The sequence below is a fragment of the Corynebacterium sp. HMSC27B11 genome (genome assembly GCF_001815985.1).
Taxonomy (GTDB): Bacteria; Actinomycetota; Actinomycetes; order Mycobacteriales; family Mycobacteriaceae; genus Corynebacterium.
On the sequence record NZ_KV823561.1, the window covers coordinates 132,562 to 146,222 of the forward strand.

Annotated in this window: 9 protein-coding genes and 1 pseudogene; 4 read left to right on the top strand and 6 right to left on the bottom strand. The window is 68.2% G+C overall.

From position 1 onward, the window contains the following. Positions 1–235: 235 nt before the first annotated feature. The gene (locus tag HMPREF3097_RS06005) at positions 236–958 is read left to right on the top strand and encodes a DNA methyltransferase (RefSeq protein WP_246821304.1); all 723 of its coding nucleotides are present in this window, start codon (positions 236–238) and stop codon (positions 956–958) included. A gap of 72 nt (positions 959–1,030) precedes the next feature. On the opposite strand, the gene HMPREF3097_RS06010 is transcribed toward HMPREF3097_RS06005, so the two are convergent. From HMPREF3097_RS06010 to HMPREF3097_RS06020, 3 genes are all read right to left on the bottom strand, one after another. Beyond that, entirely contained in the window at positions 1,031–1,525 is a 495-nt protein-coding gene (locus tag HMPREF3097_RS06010) for a 2'-5' RNA ligase family protein (protein WP_070761553.1), read from the bottom strand. A gap of 294 nt (positions 1,526–1,819) precedes the next feature. Then, positions 1,820–3,250, bottom strand: coding sequence for a type VII secretion-associated protein (locus HMPREF3097_RS06015; protein WP_070761534.1), 1,431 nt, complete (start codon positions 3,248–3,250; stop codon positions 1,820–1,822). Then, positions 3,250–6,711 carry an FtsK/SpoIIIE domain-containing protein gene (locus tag HMPREF3097_RS06020; RefSeq protein WP_070761535.1) on the bottom strand — a complete coding sequence of 1,154 codons (3,462 nt, stop codon included), beginning with the start codon at positions 6,709–6,711 and terminating at the stop codon, positions 3,250–3,252. The genes HMPREF3097_RS06015 and HMPREF3097_RS06020 overlap by 1 nt, the downstream gene beginning before the upstream one ends. Positions 6,712–6,992: 281 nt before the next feature. Here HMPREF3097_RS06020 and HMPREF3097_RS06025 point away from each other — a divergent pair, with 281 nt between their 5' ends. After that, entirely contained in the window at positions 6,993–8,171 is a 1,179-nt protein-coding gene (locus HMPREF3097_RS06025) for an EsaB/YukD family protein (RefSeq protein ID WP_070761536.1), read from the top strand. Then, on the top strand, positions 8,168–9,517 hold the full coding sequence (locus HMPREF3097_RS09965) for a S8/S53 family peptidase (RefSeq protein WP_083317968.1): 1,350 nt from the start codon (positions 8,168–8,170) through the stop codon (positions 9,515–9,517). The genes HMPREF3097_RS06025 and HMPREF3097_RS09965 overlap by 4 nt, the downstream gene beginning before the upstream one ends. Here the strand turns inward: HMPREF3097_RS09965 and eccB are convergent. Beyond that, positions 9,505–10,746: pseudogene (eccB, locus tag HMPREF3097_RS06030) on the bottom strand (type VII secretion protein EccB); the annotation flags it as partial. The gene HMPREF3097_RS09965 and the pseudogene eccB overlap by 13 nt on opposite strands. 213 nt (positions 10,747–10,959) lie before the next feature. On the opposite strand from eccB, the gene HMPREF3097_RS06035 reads away from it, so the two are divergent. Continuing rightward, positions 10,960–11,964, top strand: a complete 1,005-nt coding sequence (locus HMPREF3097_RS06035) for a hypothetical protein (protein WP_246821305.1) — start codon at positions 10,960–10,962, stop codon at positions 11,962–11,964. Between the two features lie 74 nt (positions 11,965–12,038). Here the strand turns inward: HMPREF3097_RS06035 and truA are convergent, their stop codons facing one another. Together truA and rplQ are read right to left on the bottom strand one after the other, a co-directional pair. Then, positions 12,039–13,013 carry a tRNA pseudouridine(38-40) synthase TruA gene (truA, locus tag HMPREF3097_RS06040; RefSeq protein ID WP_070761539.1) on the bottom strand — a complete coding sequence of 325 codons (975 nt, stop codon included), beginning with the start codon at positions 13,011–13,013 and terminating at the stop codon, positions 12,039–12,041. 149 nt (positions 13,014–13,162) lie between these two features. After that, positions 13,163–13,633: a 50S ribosomal protein L17 gene (gene rplQ, locus HMPREF3097_RS06045; RefSeq protein WP_070761540.1), complete on the bottom strand. Its 471-nt coding sequence runs from the start codon at positions 13,631–13,633 to the stop codon at positions 13,163–13,165. Positions 13,634–13,661 lie beyond the last annotated feature (28 nt).

The following is a 13,661-nucleotide window of genomic DNA, read 5'->3' on the forward strand; positions in this document are numbered from 1 at the left end:
TCCCCGCACTCCCAGCACGTTTTGCAGAGTTTGATGTCGCTTTTGGCCCGATTTCCGGCATCAAACTCTGCAAAACACACGGGCGGAACGCGAAACGCACGGGTGGAGTGCAACACCCACGGGAGGGCGGAGCGCAAAACACACGGGGTGGAGGGAAACACACGGGGCCGGGATGCCCCAAAACGCCACGGACCGGTCACTGGTCTTTTCAGGACGTCGGGCTAAACTGCAGGTCATGACGCCTTCCCCGCCCCTGGATGCGCCAACGGCAGCCCCCGCCACACCCCTGCGGACGAGCATCGCCGAGTTCCTCGTGGATCGCCCTGCCGGCGCGGACGAGGACGTCCACATGTGCACCGCGATCGTGGACCACGTGATCCGTGCATATTCCGCTCCTGGCGACATGGTTTTTGATCCCTTCGCGGGCTTTGGAACCACACTCATCCGTGCCGTGCGGCTCGGCCGGCGGGCCGGGGGCATCGAACTGCTGCCGGAACGGGTGGCTCAAATTCGCGCCGCCGCACCGGGGGCGAGCATGGTCGCAGGAGACGCGCGCCGGATCCTGCCGATGTTGGCGTCGTCGTCAGAACATCGGCAAGAAAACGGGCCGCGACCTGCGGTGGACCTGGTTCTCACGTCCCCGCCGTACATGGCCGCGACGGAGGGCGAGGCCGATCCGCTGGAGGCTTATGAGTGCGGCGGCGGGGACTATCGGCGTTACCTCGCGGAGCTGGGCGAGGTGGCGGCCGAATGCGCGCGACTGGTGGTTCCCGGTGGGCACGTGGTGTGGAACGTGGGCGATATTCAGCATGCCGGGGTGCTGACCCCGCTGATCGTGGACTGCGCCGAATTGCTGGCAGAGCACCTAGAGCAGGTGGCCGTGGTGGAGATCGAATGGGATGAGTATCCGCACGACATCATCCGCGACGCGCTGCTCGTCTTCCGGCGCAAGGCGTAGCTGCCTGGGACTGGCTGGAGGGATTAGCCAGCTCCGGGAGGGGGATCGCCCTCCCCCGGGAAAACAGCGGGTTTAAAAGGGGAAGAACTGGCCTGTGCTCGGCACGCGGAGGCCGGCTTCCGCCGCGGTGAGCTGGCGCAGTTCTGGCGGGCTGAGTTCGTCGAGGGCGCGGATGTAGTCCGGGACGATGGCCCGCGGTAGGCGCAGCCCCATCGTCAGGTGCGGGATCCAACGCGGGCCGCGCCCCTCCGGGTTGGCGGTGCTGATCGCGCGCGCCGCAGCGTCGAGCTCGTCGCTGGTTTCCAGCAGCCACGCGACGGTCTGCTTGCGCCGGGTGCCGAACACGACCGTGCCCATCCGCTGCAGGGTGGCGGGCATCAGGGGCGCGAGGAGTTCTTCGGCCAGATCCACGACGGGCTGTTCCATGCGCGGGGCGAAGGTGATGGTGATGTGCGGGGTTTGGTGCTGGGTGGGAAAACCTCGCTGTTCGAGCGCGGCGAAGATCTCCCGGACCTGCGCTTCTTGTTCTTCCGCGAGGTGCAGCAGGATGTTTTCCGGGGACGTCACCGCGTTCACCTCCGCTCTTCCCAGCCGTTCCTGTGGTGCTGTCACTAAGCACCGCTTCTGCCTGCACCCTACCGAAGCGGCTGCACCCTACCGAAGCGGCCCTGGCGTGGCCTCGGCCCGGCACTGACTCGGCAATGGCATCGTTCCGGCGTGGCGAATTGGTCGAGGCGGAACTGGCGCACACGCCTCACCCGCCTGGCGCGGGCACCTCATCCCGGCGTGGCGGGGGCGCTTCACCCCGGCGGACACCTCTCCCCGTCGGGTGCGGCGGAAAGGGCGCCGGTGCCGCAGCGCTTACTTCTCCGGCCGGGCCGAGTCCACCACCTGTTCGCAGACCCGCGAGCGCACTGGGTTGGGTTCCCGATATTGGCAGCCGATGGATACCTGGTGGCCATCCACGAGCCGGACGTACCAGAGCGTTTCGGAGTCCGGGTACTTCTCCCGGTAGCTAACCGGGGATTCGCTGGCGACCTTCGTGCCCGGCGCGTCCCGCAACGCTTTGAGCACGGCTTTGTCCAATTCGGCCTGGCTCTTTAGTGGTGCGGGTTTCGCGGCGAGCAGTACGCGCATTCCGGCGTCCTTCTCAGACTGGTAGGTCTCCCGCTGCGGGGTGGCTTCGGCGAGGTTCCATCCCTTCGGCCAGTCCGCTGTCACAGGGACGTCGGCACGGTCGGCGGCGCGGTGGTCGGCACCTTTACCGTTGATCTTCGGGTCCTGCATGCCCGGCCGGTTCGGCGGCGGGGTGAATGGTGGCGGGGTCTCTGGCTGGCGGTTGCGATCCGCGTCCTCCTCGTCGGAATCTTCCCCGCCGGCGCTCTCCCCGGCACCTGGCTCGACCTGCCCGGCCTGCCCGGCGGCACCGCCTTCGGCGTTCGCGACCGCCTGGGTGTCCTCCCCGGCACCACCGGCAGCGTCCAGCGCAAGCCCGGCGGCCATTGCTCCAGCCACGATGATGATCGCGACGAAGGCCGCAGCCACCGGGCTGGCTCCCAGCGGGAGTTTCCGCGGTGCCGCCGCACCCGCTTCCCCACGGTTTACTGCGGGCCGAGTTGGCCCAGCCTTGTCCCGTGAGCCTGAAAAGTCCCAGGACAGAACCCGGTTGGGTGTCGCCCGTGCCTCTTCCCCGGGAGGCACGCCCGGCGCGGGTGCTCCCTGCCCGAGTGCTTCCGCGTGCGTGAGCTTCCCAGCATCCGCGCCACCTCCGGCGCCACCCGTGGCCCCGGCGCCTGCCCTCATCGGCTCTTCCGGGCTCAGCGCCAATAGCTCCTGTTGTGCGACCGCGAGGCTGCTGGCCAGGTTCATCGCGTACTGGGTGTCCACCACCCGCGCTCGGAACCCAGCCGCACGCAGATAGGTAGCAATCGGGGCAGCCTGCCCACCCGTGACCAGCACGTCCGGCTCGGACTCACCCACTCCATAGGGGAAGTGGTCCCGCGGGATACCGGAGTCCAGCCCCGCTGCGTGCGGACTATTCATCCGCTGCTGCATTACTTGGGTGACCAGTTCGGTGAGGTCGTCCAGCTCCTGCAGGTCAATCCCGCTGCCGCGGAACGCGAGTGTGCTGGCTGTATCGGGCCCGGTGATAGGAGGCATCGTGAGACTGAACCCGGTGAGCAGGTCCGTGACCTGGTCACCGTGGACCAGCAACCCCGACTCGTAACGGGCAACGGCCTCCGCGAGCAGCCCCATCGCTGGGATCGGGGGTTTGGTTGCACTCGGATTCATCACTCTTCCTCCTTCTCGGACGCACCCGTGGCGTCGGTTCCGGTTTGTTCACAAGCTTCAACTGGTTTTGACGATGCACCGACCTCCGCTTCTGCGACCTGGACCAGCCAGGATTCTGCGTGGACGTACACGCCGCGGCCGGGTTGGCGTCGGCACAGTTTCTGGCCCGCGATCGGACCGTCCTCACGCGGCGCGGAGAGCAGCAGCCACGCGCTGTGGTCGCGCATCGCCTGCATGAGGGGCTGGAAGGCCGAGCGGGCGAACTGCCCCGAACGACGGGCGAGCACCAGGTGCAAGCCAATGTCCGCCGCGTAGGGCAGCAACGGCACGAGCGCGTCGAGGCCAGGGTCGTTGTCCGAATCGTCGACAATCACAAACAATTCGGGCCCGGACCACCAGGAACGGTCCCGGAGCTGCTCGACGGAGACGTCCTTCGGCACGCGGGACTGCAGCACCTCGCCCCATTCGGCGAGGCGCTGGCGGAACTGCTCCGCGCCCAGGTAACCGGGGCTGCCGAGCAGGCCGCGCCGGGTGTCCGTGGCCAACACTTCCGCGCGCCCCTCGGGAAGCTGGTTGATGCTGGCGGCCACCGTGCGCAGCGCGCTGGTCGCGCCTGCCCCGGCCTGACCGATGACGACCAGGTGCGGGAACTCCCCGCTGTCCCAGGCCACCGCATCCAGGCGGGGGCCGCCCAGGGCGAAAGGCACCACCGGGGCGTGTGCACCCATCGCGTGGCTGCCTGCTGCGACCTCCCCCGTTGAGTCCACGGCAGCGTGCTTGCCAGCCGTAGCTGTACCCGTGCCAAAACCGCTGGTCCCGGCATCCACGTCCGGCGCGGATCCACAACCCGGCACGCCGTCCAACAGCTCCGCCAGCCCGATCCGGTCCGGCAGAACCCGCATCGCAACATCCTTCTCGCCCCGATCCACGCTGACTTTGCGCACGTGCTCCACATCCTGGGCAGCGCAGAACGCCACCTGGATGTGCTTGCCGTTATGCGACACGCCCCGCCCCGGCACGTCCGGCAGGGACTTCTGCGCATCGCGGAATTCAGCATCCAGCGCGGTCATCTTCATCTCCACGTGTCCGGTCAGCACGTCACGCAGCGAGGGCCGGAAGTTCCAGCGCAGTGCGGTGACCACCACGTGCAGGCCACGTTCCAGCCCGCTGGTGGCCAGCTGGATGAGCCGCTGCTCCTCCTCCCCAATCGCGGTGAGCTGATCCAGCCCGTCCACGATCAGCACGCGCGGGCCTTCCACCAGGTCCACCTCGTCCAGTAGGCGCCCCGCATGCTCCGGGCCAACCACCGCCGCGACCTGCGGCAACCGCGCCAGATCGCGCAGCGAACCACCGGGGTCGAAGATGTAGATCGGCACGCCCGGGCTGCTCAGCCCAAGTGCGAGCACCAGCGCCCGCACCGTCATTGTCTTGCCCGTCCGTGGTTGCCCGACGATCGCCCAGTGCCGCCGGTTCAGGTCCATCCGGTAAGCCCGCTGCACCCCTTCGAACGGCAGGTCCTCCAGCCCGATCGTCGCCGTCAGCGGTTCCATCTTCACCGACGACGACGCCGCTGCCGCCGCACCCGCTCCGATCCCCGTCCCGGTGTTCTCTGGTCCAGCCTCCGGTGCGCCTGTATCCGACTCCGCCAGCACCTCGTGGGCTGGCAGCATCGTGGGCAGTGGCGGCAACCAGATCGGGTTCTTGTTCGGCCCCTGCAGCCGGTCCACCACCAGCTGCAGGGTGGTGGTCGTGGACTCCACCTCGCTGCCGAGCTCCTGGATCAGCCGCTGGTCACGGGGCAGCTCTGGGCCGGAGACGTAGGCGCTGTGGAAGCGCACCGTGTCGTGGGCTGAAAGGATGGCGGCACCCGGATTCGCGGGTAGCTCAAACGCCGCAGTGGAACCGATCAGCGCCCGCGACTCCGCCGCCGAGAATGTCCGCAGCGCAATCCTGTAACTCAGGTGGGATTCCAGGCCGCGCAGCCTCCCCTCCTCGAAGCGCTGGCTGGCCAGCAACAGGTGCATCCGCAGGCTGCGGCCCAGCCGCCCGATCGCGGCGAAGACCTCCGCGAACTCCGGCCGGTTCTGCAGCAGCTCAGAGAACTCATCCACGACGATGAACAGCGCCGGCATCTGACCCGGGAAGGCCTCGTTGAACTCCAGGGCCGTGGACATCCCTGCCGCCCGGAGCCGCTCCTGCCGCCGGTGCATCTCACCGAGCAGCGAGTCCTGCATGCGATCCACCAGCCCGGCCTCATCCACCAGGTTGGTGATCACCGCAGAGGTGTGCGGCAGCTTGTCCAAGCCCAGGAAGGCCGCGCCACCCTTGAAGTCCACGAGGATGAAGTTCAACTCCTCCGGACTGTGGTTGTGCGCGAAGCTGACCACCACGGATTTCAACAGTTCGGATTTACCTGAGCCCGTCGCCCCGATGCACAACCCGTGTGGCCCGATCCCGCCCAGTGCGGATTCTTTAATGTCCAGGTACACCGGCGCGCCAGAGAACCCGATCGGGGCGCGCAGGTCCCCGCCCGGCAGCTCCAGCAGGCTCGTGCCGGAAGTCACCTGGGAGCGCGACCGGCACACCATCGCCAGTTCCACGTCGCTGAGCTGGTCCGCCAGGCCGAACGGCGCCCAACCATCAACGGTCCACGCGCTCATCGCGAAGCCTTCCTCAGCCCCCGCGACGTGCAGGTACAACCCCTGGCTCTGTGCGGCATCCACCCACTCGCTGCTCGGCTCCACCACCACCGAGTTCAACGTCACCGGGTCCGCGCCCGTGCAGAAGTTCACCCGCACCGCCCCATCGTGGGGCAGCCACTGATCATGCGGCCCGCGCACACCGACGTCCTCCGGCGGTTGGGCAACCAGCTGCGCCTGCATCGCACGCGCCAACCCCGCCGCACCGTCGCCGACGATCGCGATATACGGGAATGCACGCACATCCACCGCCACCGGTGCCTCGATCGTCGCGGTGCGTAGCGCCAGGTCACGCAGGCTCATCGCGCTCACCGGCTCCAGGTCCTCCGGCGGAGCATTAACCGGGATCTCCAGCGGATCATCCGGTGCCTGCACCGCCACCCCGATGCGCACCACCCCAGGGGCCGCGCTCGGCAACTCGCCGGCATGGATGTGGTTCCACAGCGTGCCCGGGTGTGGGTGCTCGCGGTTCATGCGAACCAGCTGCTCGCGCCGGGCCTTCTTGACCGAATCGGACAGCGCGTCCAGGTGCCGGTGGAACCCCCTACGGACCTCGTTGACGTCCGTGCCGGACTGGAACATCATCGCCATCGACCCCAGCATCATCAGCGGAAAGATGAATGTCATTGGCGAGCGTCCCGCCCCGGACATCACCATCGCCGCGACCATTCCCAGCACCGCGACCAGCATGATCGCGGGCATGAGTATGCGGACGAAGGGCTGTTTTTCCTTCGGCAAAGTTGGTGGTGATTGCGCTTTCACCGCGTTTCCCCCTTGTATTGAACCCCTCAACTGACCACTCGCGCCCCTGCCCCCGCAGGTTGCTGGCACTACCGCCACCCCGTGTGCCCAGCGGGAATGCGCCGGACGGGTCAGCTCAATGGCCGTGTGCGCCTAAACATAGACCCCGGTGCAGACATCGCGTGGCGAAATCCCCCAATTTGCCACCCCCGTGTCCGCCCCACCCGCTATTGTTCTGTTCAGTCCTGGCTGGGGTATTCGGGTCGGGGCGAAAAATTGGGGGAAAATTTGAGGGGGATATTTTGATTGCCATCAGCATTTCGGTGCCCAGCACGGGCAAGGTGATTAACGCCGCGGTGGCGGATCACGTGCCGGTCGCTGAGCTCATTCCGCATCTCGTGGACCCGGAGCCGGGGCAGCTGTGGGAGCTGCGCCGCGCGGTGGGGGTGGTTGCCCCGGAGCAGTCGCTCGCGGAGGCCGGCATCCACGCGGGCGAGGCCTTGGCTTTGCACTGCCGCAAGCCCGCCGAACCACCCGCCCCGCCGTTGGAGGCGGCGGATGAGCTTTCCGGGGACGTCGGCACCAATTACGCCGCGTGGATCATCGCTGCTGCCGTGGTGTTGCTCGCCTTCCGCGCGACCCCGTTGTGGCATCCGTTGGATTTCCACAGTGCCGCTCATTTTGGTTTTCAGGACGCCGCCGCGGGCGGTGGGGTCGACCTCGCAGTGTTGTTGCCGCTGGTCTTCAGCACCTTCGCTGCGGTGGCAGTGGCCGCACTGAGCTTGTTTGATCGGCGGTTTGTCCCGGTGGCAGCGGCCCTGGGTTTTGCCGTCGGGTTGAACGTGAACGTGCTGGTGGGCTGCGTGGTCGCCGCGCTGTTGGTGTGGCGCCCGGGGCCGGTGCGAGTGGGAACGATCGCGGCTGCGGTGTTGGCGGCCATCAATTTCTGGTCGCCGATCACTGCGCTGGCCGCGGTGGTGCTGCTGATCTACTCCGGCCAGTTGGCGCTGGCGATTGCGAAGGTCGTGGTCCCGCGCGTACCGGCTGCGGGTGTGTTCCGCGATCCGGTGGCCAACGAGGCCGGCCCGGTGGTGCAGGTGCACTCCGCTCTGGTGGCGGCGGCCTGTACGTGGTTATTCGCCTCCGTGGTTCAGCTGGTGCCGTGGGGTGGGCCCACCCCGTCAGTGTGGACGGTGCTGCTGGTGATCGCGCTGGTCGTAGCCGCGCTGTCTGCCCGCGGTACGCGCCCCTTCCACGCCAATGCGCTGGCCGTGATGGCGGGTTGTTCGATCGTGTGGCTGGGTCATCAGGTGCCGTGGGGGGTGCTGGCGTTGGTGCTGGTGGCCTTACCTCTGGTGCAGATCTCCTCGCCCCGGGTGGGCCGGATCGTCGACGCCCTGGAGGCCGTGGCCTTCTGCGCCGCAGTCCCGCTGACGCTGCATGGCGCGGGCGTGTTTGAGCTGATCAGGGGGCTCGGATGACTCCCCCACCAGCAGCTCCCGCACGCGGGAACATCAACCTCAACTGCCAGGAACAGGCTCGCGACCCGGACCTCCACCTACCAGCACCGGCTTATCCGCACGACCTGGCCACTGGCCATGGCAGCACCATCATCGTGGTGGACACCGGTGTGGCCCTGCCGGGGGCGACTGGGGAACGGGATTCGTGCATTCTGCATGGCACCGCGGTGGCCACGACCGCCGCGCAGGCCGCGCCCGGCGCGCACATCCACAGCCTCCGACACGCTTCTAGGCCCGACGCGGTGGAGGGCACCGTCGAGGAGCTGGTCACGGCTCTCGACCAGGCGCGGAAGGTCAAGGCCAAGCACAAGATCGTCAACGTCTCGATGGTCACCTGCGAACCCGCCCCGGCGCTGGAGAAAGCGGTGCGCGAGCTCGTCGCCGACAACGCACTGGTGGTCGCACCCATCGGAAATATGGGGCAGTGCGACGCCGGGGCCGCGACGTTCCCGGCTTCCCTGCCGGGGGTGCTGTCCGTCGGGGCTGTGGAGAACGACACCGTCATGGGCGCTGGTGGTGCGGGGTCTGCCGGAGGCTCCGCGGCGACGAGCACCGCCGGAGCTGGTGCAGGACGCGCCGCCACGGGCGGGGGTTCTCCGGGCGACCAGCCCGCCCCGGCCGTCCTCAACAGCGGCCGGGTGCCCGCCGCCTACGGGCTGGCCGGAGTTCCCGCGGACATTTACGCGCCGGGTGGCCCGGTGGTCGCGCAGGTGGGCGATAGTCCGCCGGTGGTGGGCTCGCCGGAGCCTTTCATCGGCACGAGTTTCGCCGCCCCCGTGGTCAGTGGGGTGGCTGCGATGGTCTGGCAGCTCCGCCCGGAGCTCACGGCCGCAGAGGTGACAGGCCTGCTGCGGGAAACCGCGCAACCAGGTGGCGCCATCGACGGTGTGGAGGGGTTGCAGACCGCGAGGGTCGTGGATCCTTCGGCCGCCCTGAGCCTGGCCCGCGACCAGCAACGGAACCACGTGGCGGACGCGGCGGGCCAGGATCACCGTGGGGACGGTGCCGTGGAACGCGCCCAGGCGGGCCTGCCCGGCGGCCCCCACGATAAAGGCCCCGGCAACGAAGCCGGGGCCCACGACGCGGCCACTTCCGGTGCCTTCGATGCGCCCGGCGATGCCGTGGCCGACGTCCCGGTGGCGGTCACCGCCGCGCCCGTCGCCGAGCAGGTGACGGACTACCGGGTGCCGTTGGCGCTCTCTGCGGTGTTGGCGGTGGCCTTGGTGCTCGTGCTCGTTGCCCGGGCATTCGCTTCGGAGAGCACCCCACCCTCCGGCAGCCCGGAGATCACCCGCCAGGGCACCTGAGTGTGCTCGGTGAAGCCGAGGGCCGTGAGGTCCTCGGCCTTGCCCACCGTGAAGCGGGTGCCGGTGGCGTCGATCAGGAAGAAACCGCGCTCGGTGAGTAGCGCGCTCGTGCCCGCAGGTCCGACGTAAGCCGCCCGGGGGTCTTGCCCCGCGGCGTCGTCCTTGCTTTCGGTCCCAGCCCCGCCAGCAGAACCGTCAGCGGCCCCGTCACCGGCACCGGTGCGCTTACCGTCGCCGTCCCCGTCAGTCCCGGTGCTCTTACCGTCACCGTCACCCGCCGGCTCCGCCAAGCCCTTCTCCCCCAGGCAGGATTGCTCCGGGTGCGCCCAAGAGGCCTCCCGGTCGGGAACGTTTGGCAGCAGGTCAATCATCGGCTGCGCCATGACCGCCCCCAGCTCCGCATCGAAGCTCCCACCCGGTGCGAGGGCCTCCACGTACTCCCGGCGCGGGCCGGTCACCTCCGAGACCCCGCCGTGGCCAACCAGGAATGCCCGGTCACCGGCGTGCGCCACCGTCCCCGCCCGGTGGAAGGGTTTCTTCAACCCGGAAAGCCCACGCGGGATCAAGCTATCGGCCTGCTCATCGAAGCGATTCAGCAGCTCCGGGGCCATCGGGATCTCCACCGCCCCGAGGGCGCGCGCGGCCCCACCCTCCGCGAGGCTGCGCTTCGTCCCGTCGATCAGCCAGACCGCCTTGCCGGAGCGCACCACGCCCCGCTGGTAGCTTGCCACCTCCCCGACGGCCCGGACCTGCAGCGTATCCGGCTTCCCCGCAGCCTCCGAGGTATCGCACACCAGCCACTGCCGCACCGGCGCGGGGTTCAGCCCCGGCACGTGCCCAATGCCCACCGCGGGCCCCATCGGAGCTCCCCCATTGCCCTCCTGGATCAGCGCCGCAGTGGAGTTCTTCACCTCCACCGGCTGCCGCAGCACCAGCCGGGCGCTCGCCACGTTGCTCACCGGGTGGAAACCGTCCTCCAAGCGGACATGAAGGCTTCCCTGCTCATCGGCGACGAGGGCGGCGTCGTCAATGGAAGGGGCCGGCCGCAACAGCGAAAGCATCACCGCACCACCTGCGATCAGTGCGCTCAGCAGAAGCCCGACCCCGATGCTGCGGCGTTGGGCGCGCAGCGGGTCGTGCGCCATGCGCGGATCGCCGATGATCAGCGCGAGCTCCAGCCGTCGGAGCAGAAAACGGTAGCCCGATACTTGCAGACTTGTGGTGCGCACGATCTCCCCCTGAATTCTGTGCGTTGTCCCTGGTGCGCGGTGCTTAACGCTCGTTCCCCGCAGTCCTGCCGCAGGAGCCGCACCGCTGCCCTCCCCCGAGGGCGATTTCTTCAATCTAATGCGCGCGCCGGTCCGCTGTGACAAAATTCGGGAGAATCAACAAGGGATGTGGGGCATCCCGGGGGATATTCAGGGGGAATTCGCGTGGTTGTAGTGCATGTTTTGCTCATCGGGATCATTGCGGCACTGGCTGCTGCGGGTGGTTGGTGGCTGTGGAGCGCCCGTGTCCGTCCGGAGGATCAGGAGCGGCAGGTGTGGCGGATCGCGCCTGCTCCGCACGATTTTTTCCACGCCCCGGAGCCGGTCACCGTGGGTGTTTCGCGCCTGGTTGCCGGCATGGGCGCGTCCGGCTCCGAGGTGCCGGGAGAGGACGTCGACGCCGCCCACTCCAGCAGCGTTTCTCACGCTCCGTCTTCTTCCATTGGGGACGTCAGCACGAGCGCCAGCGCGGTGGCCGCCCCGCCGCTGCTGGTACACCAGCAGGATCTCGGCGGGGAACTGCCCGCCCTGCTCACCGGGAACGTGGGCGCAACTTTCGCCTCGATCCCGGCGCCATTCAGCGGGCGTGTGCCGTTCGCGGCTGCCGGCTCCGGGGTGGTGGCCTGGCCGGTAGATGGTGCTGCTCCGTCCACCGACACAGGGCCAGAGAACGGCGCGCAGCGGGAGTTCACTGACCCGGGCCCGACGTTCCAGGCGCTGCCTGCGCCCGGCTGGCTGCTGGGGTTGAGCGCTACGGGCAATCCGGTGCAGGTGCAGCTCGTGCCGGGGGCGACCGTGCTGCTGCATGGGGCTGGTTCCGCCGAGCGCCTGCTGGAACGCCTGCCCGCAGACCTGCCCTGGGTTCGGGTTCTCCGCGCGGAAACCCTCCCCCTCCCAAGCGGCGAGGCAAAGACCACGAACACGCAGTCCTTCGCCGGGGCTTCGACACCGGCTAAGGAGCCCCGTGATCTCGGGGCCCGCTGGCGCGAGGCGTGGTCACCGACAGTCTGCCGGGTGGTGTTGGCTTCCTCCACCGAGGAGGCCACTCGCCACGGCATCATCGCGGATCTAGTGATCGATTCCCGGGGCACCGTGAGCCACCGCCGGCATGAGGTTCGCTTCGATCCGATGCATTTGCCAAGTTCCAGCACGCTAGAGCACGCGGAAGTGCCCCGCTAGCCAGGGCTTCAGCCCCACGCCCAGTGGTTACGCGTCGGAGCTGCCCCAGCTCTCGCCAAGCAGCTCTACCGCCCCTATAGCTCCCGCACCGCCCGCGTCTCCGCGGCCCGCGCCGCCAGCTCCTCCGGTGCCGGGTAGTCCACGCCCACGAGGTTCAGCCCCTCCGCCGGGGCCACCGGCACCTGGGAGCTGCGTTCATCCATCTCCAGCAACTCGGCCGTGAAAGTCTCCGGCCGCTTACCCTCCCCCACCGTCAGGCACGCCCCCACGATGGAGCGCACCATCGACCAGCAAAACGCATCCGCCACCACGTGCGCCTCATAAGTCTGCGGCTCCGAGGCCGTGGACACATCCTTCCAGGTGAACTCCTGCAGCTCCCGGATCGTCGTCGCCCCCTCGCGGGCCTTGCAGTAGGCAGCGAAGTTATTCAGCCCCACCAGCGCATCCGCCGCAACCTGCACCTTCTCCAGGTCCACGGGTCGGCGCCAGCGGGCGGTATCCCGCACACGCCGCGGCAGCGGTCCGCCCGGGGCCGTGCACACCCGATACACGTAGTGCCGCCGCAAAGCAGAAAAGCGGGCGTCGAAACCCTCCGGGGCAGCCACCGCCGCGTTCAGGCGAATATCCTCCGGCAGCATCCGGGAGAGCCGCCGCACCAGATCCTCCGGCCTAGCGAGGCTCCGCTGCGTGAAGGCCTCCGCTGGAATATCCGCGTGGCAGACCTGCCCATCGGCGTGTACGCCGGCATCCGTCCGCCCCGCCACCGTCAGCTCAACGGGCGTACGGCACACCAGCGAGAGCTTTTCCTCCAGCACGCCCTGCACGGTCCGCAAGCCGCCCTTTTGCGCCGCCCAGCCGTGGAAATCCGTCCCGTCGTAGGAGACGTCCATCCGCACCCGAACGGTCTCTCCGTCACCGTCCGCGGTGTCGTTGACGACGTCGCTCACCGCACCGTTAGCTGCGACGTCGACGTCCGCCCCCGTCACCGTCGTCCCAGTCCCCGTCGCCCCAGCCGCGGTCGTCGCTGCCCCAGTGTCCGTTGAACTCATGCCCCCAAACCTACCCGGCGGGCTCGTTGCCCCCGAAACCCCTCCAATAGCAAAAGCCGGGCACCACGCTCGTGCGTAGTACCCGGCTTACCGGCAGGCCCTACAGAACCCGCCGGTTGAAGAGATCGAAGGATCACCTCAGTGGAGAATTACTTCTCCTCTGCGGCCTCGTCCTTCTCCTCAGCTGCCTCAGCAGCCTTCTTCTCCTCGGCCTTCTTGGATGCAGCAGCGCGGGTTGCACGCTCTGCCTCCTTGGAAGCCAGCTCCTCGGTCACCAGGGAGATCTGGGACATCGGAGCGTTGTCGCCCTTACGGTTCTCCAGCTTGATGATGCGGGTGTAACCGCCCTCACGGCCTTCGAACTTCGGGGCCAGCTCGGTGAACAGATGGGACACGACGTCCTTGTTCGGGATGAGCTTCAGAACGTTGCGACGATCAGCCAGGGTGCCGTTCTTGGCCTTGGTGATGATCTTCTCAGCGTAGGGACGCAGGAGCTTCGCCTTGGCGTCCGTGGTCTTGATTGCGCCGTTCTCGAACAGCTGGGCTGCGAGATTGGACAGGATCTTCTTCTGGTGGGAAGCAGATCCGCCCAGACGGGCGCCCTTCTTAGGGGTTGGCATGTCTTCTCCTCGAGTGGGTTAAAAGCTT

Coding starts and splice junctions, on each gene's coding strand:
- HMPREF3097_RS06015 (WP_070761534.1), bottom strand. CDS start 3,250: ATGAATCCGAGTGCAACCAAACCCCCGATCCCAGCGATGGGGCTGCTC.
- HMPREF3097_RS06005 (WP_246821304.1), top strand. CDS start 236: ATGACGCCTTCCCCGCCCCTGGATGCGCCAACGGCAGCCCCCGCCACA.
- truA (WP_070761539.1), bottom strand. CDS start 13,013: ATGAGTTCAACGGACACTGGGGCAGCGACGACCGCGGCTGGGGCGACG.
- HMPREF3097_RS09965 (WP_083317968.1), top strand. CDS start 8,168: ATGACTCCCCCACCAGCAGCTCCCGCACGCGGGAACATCAACCTCAAC.
- rplQ (WP_070761540.1), bottom strand. CDS start 13,633: ATGCCAACCCCTAAGAAGGGCGCCCGTCTGGGCGGATCTGCTTCCCAC.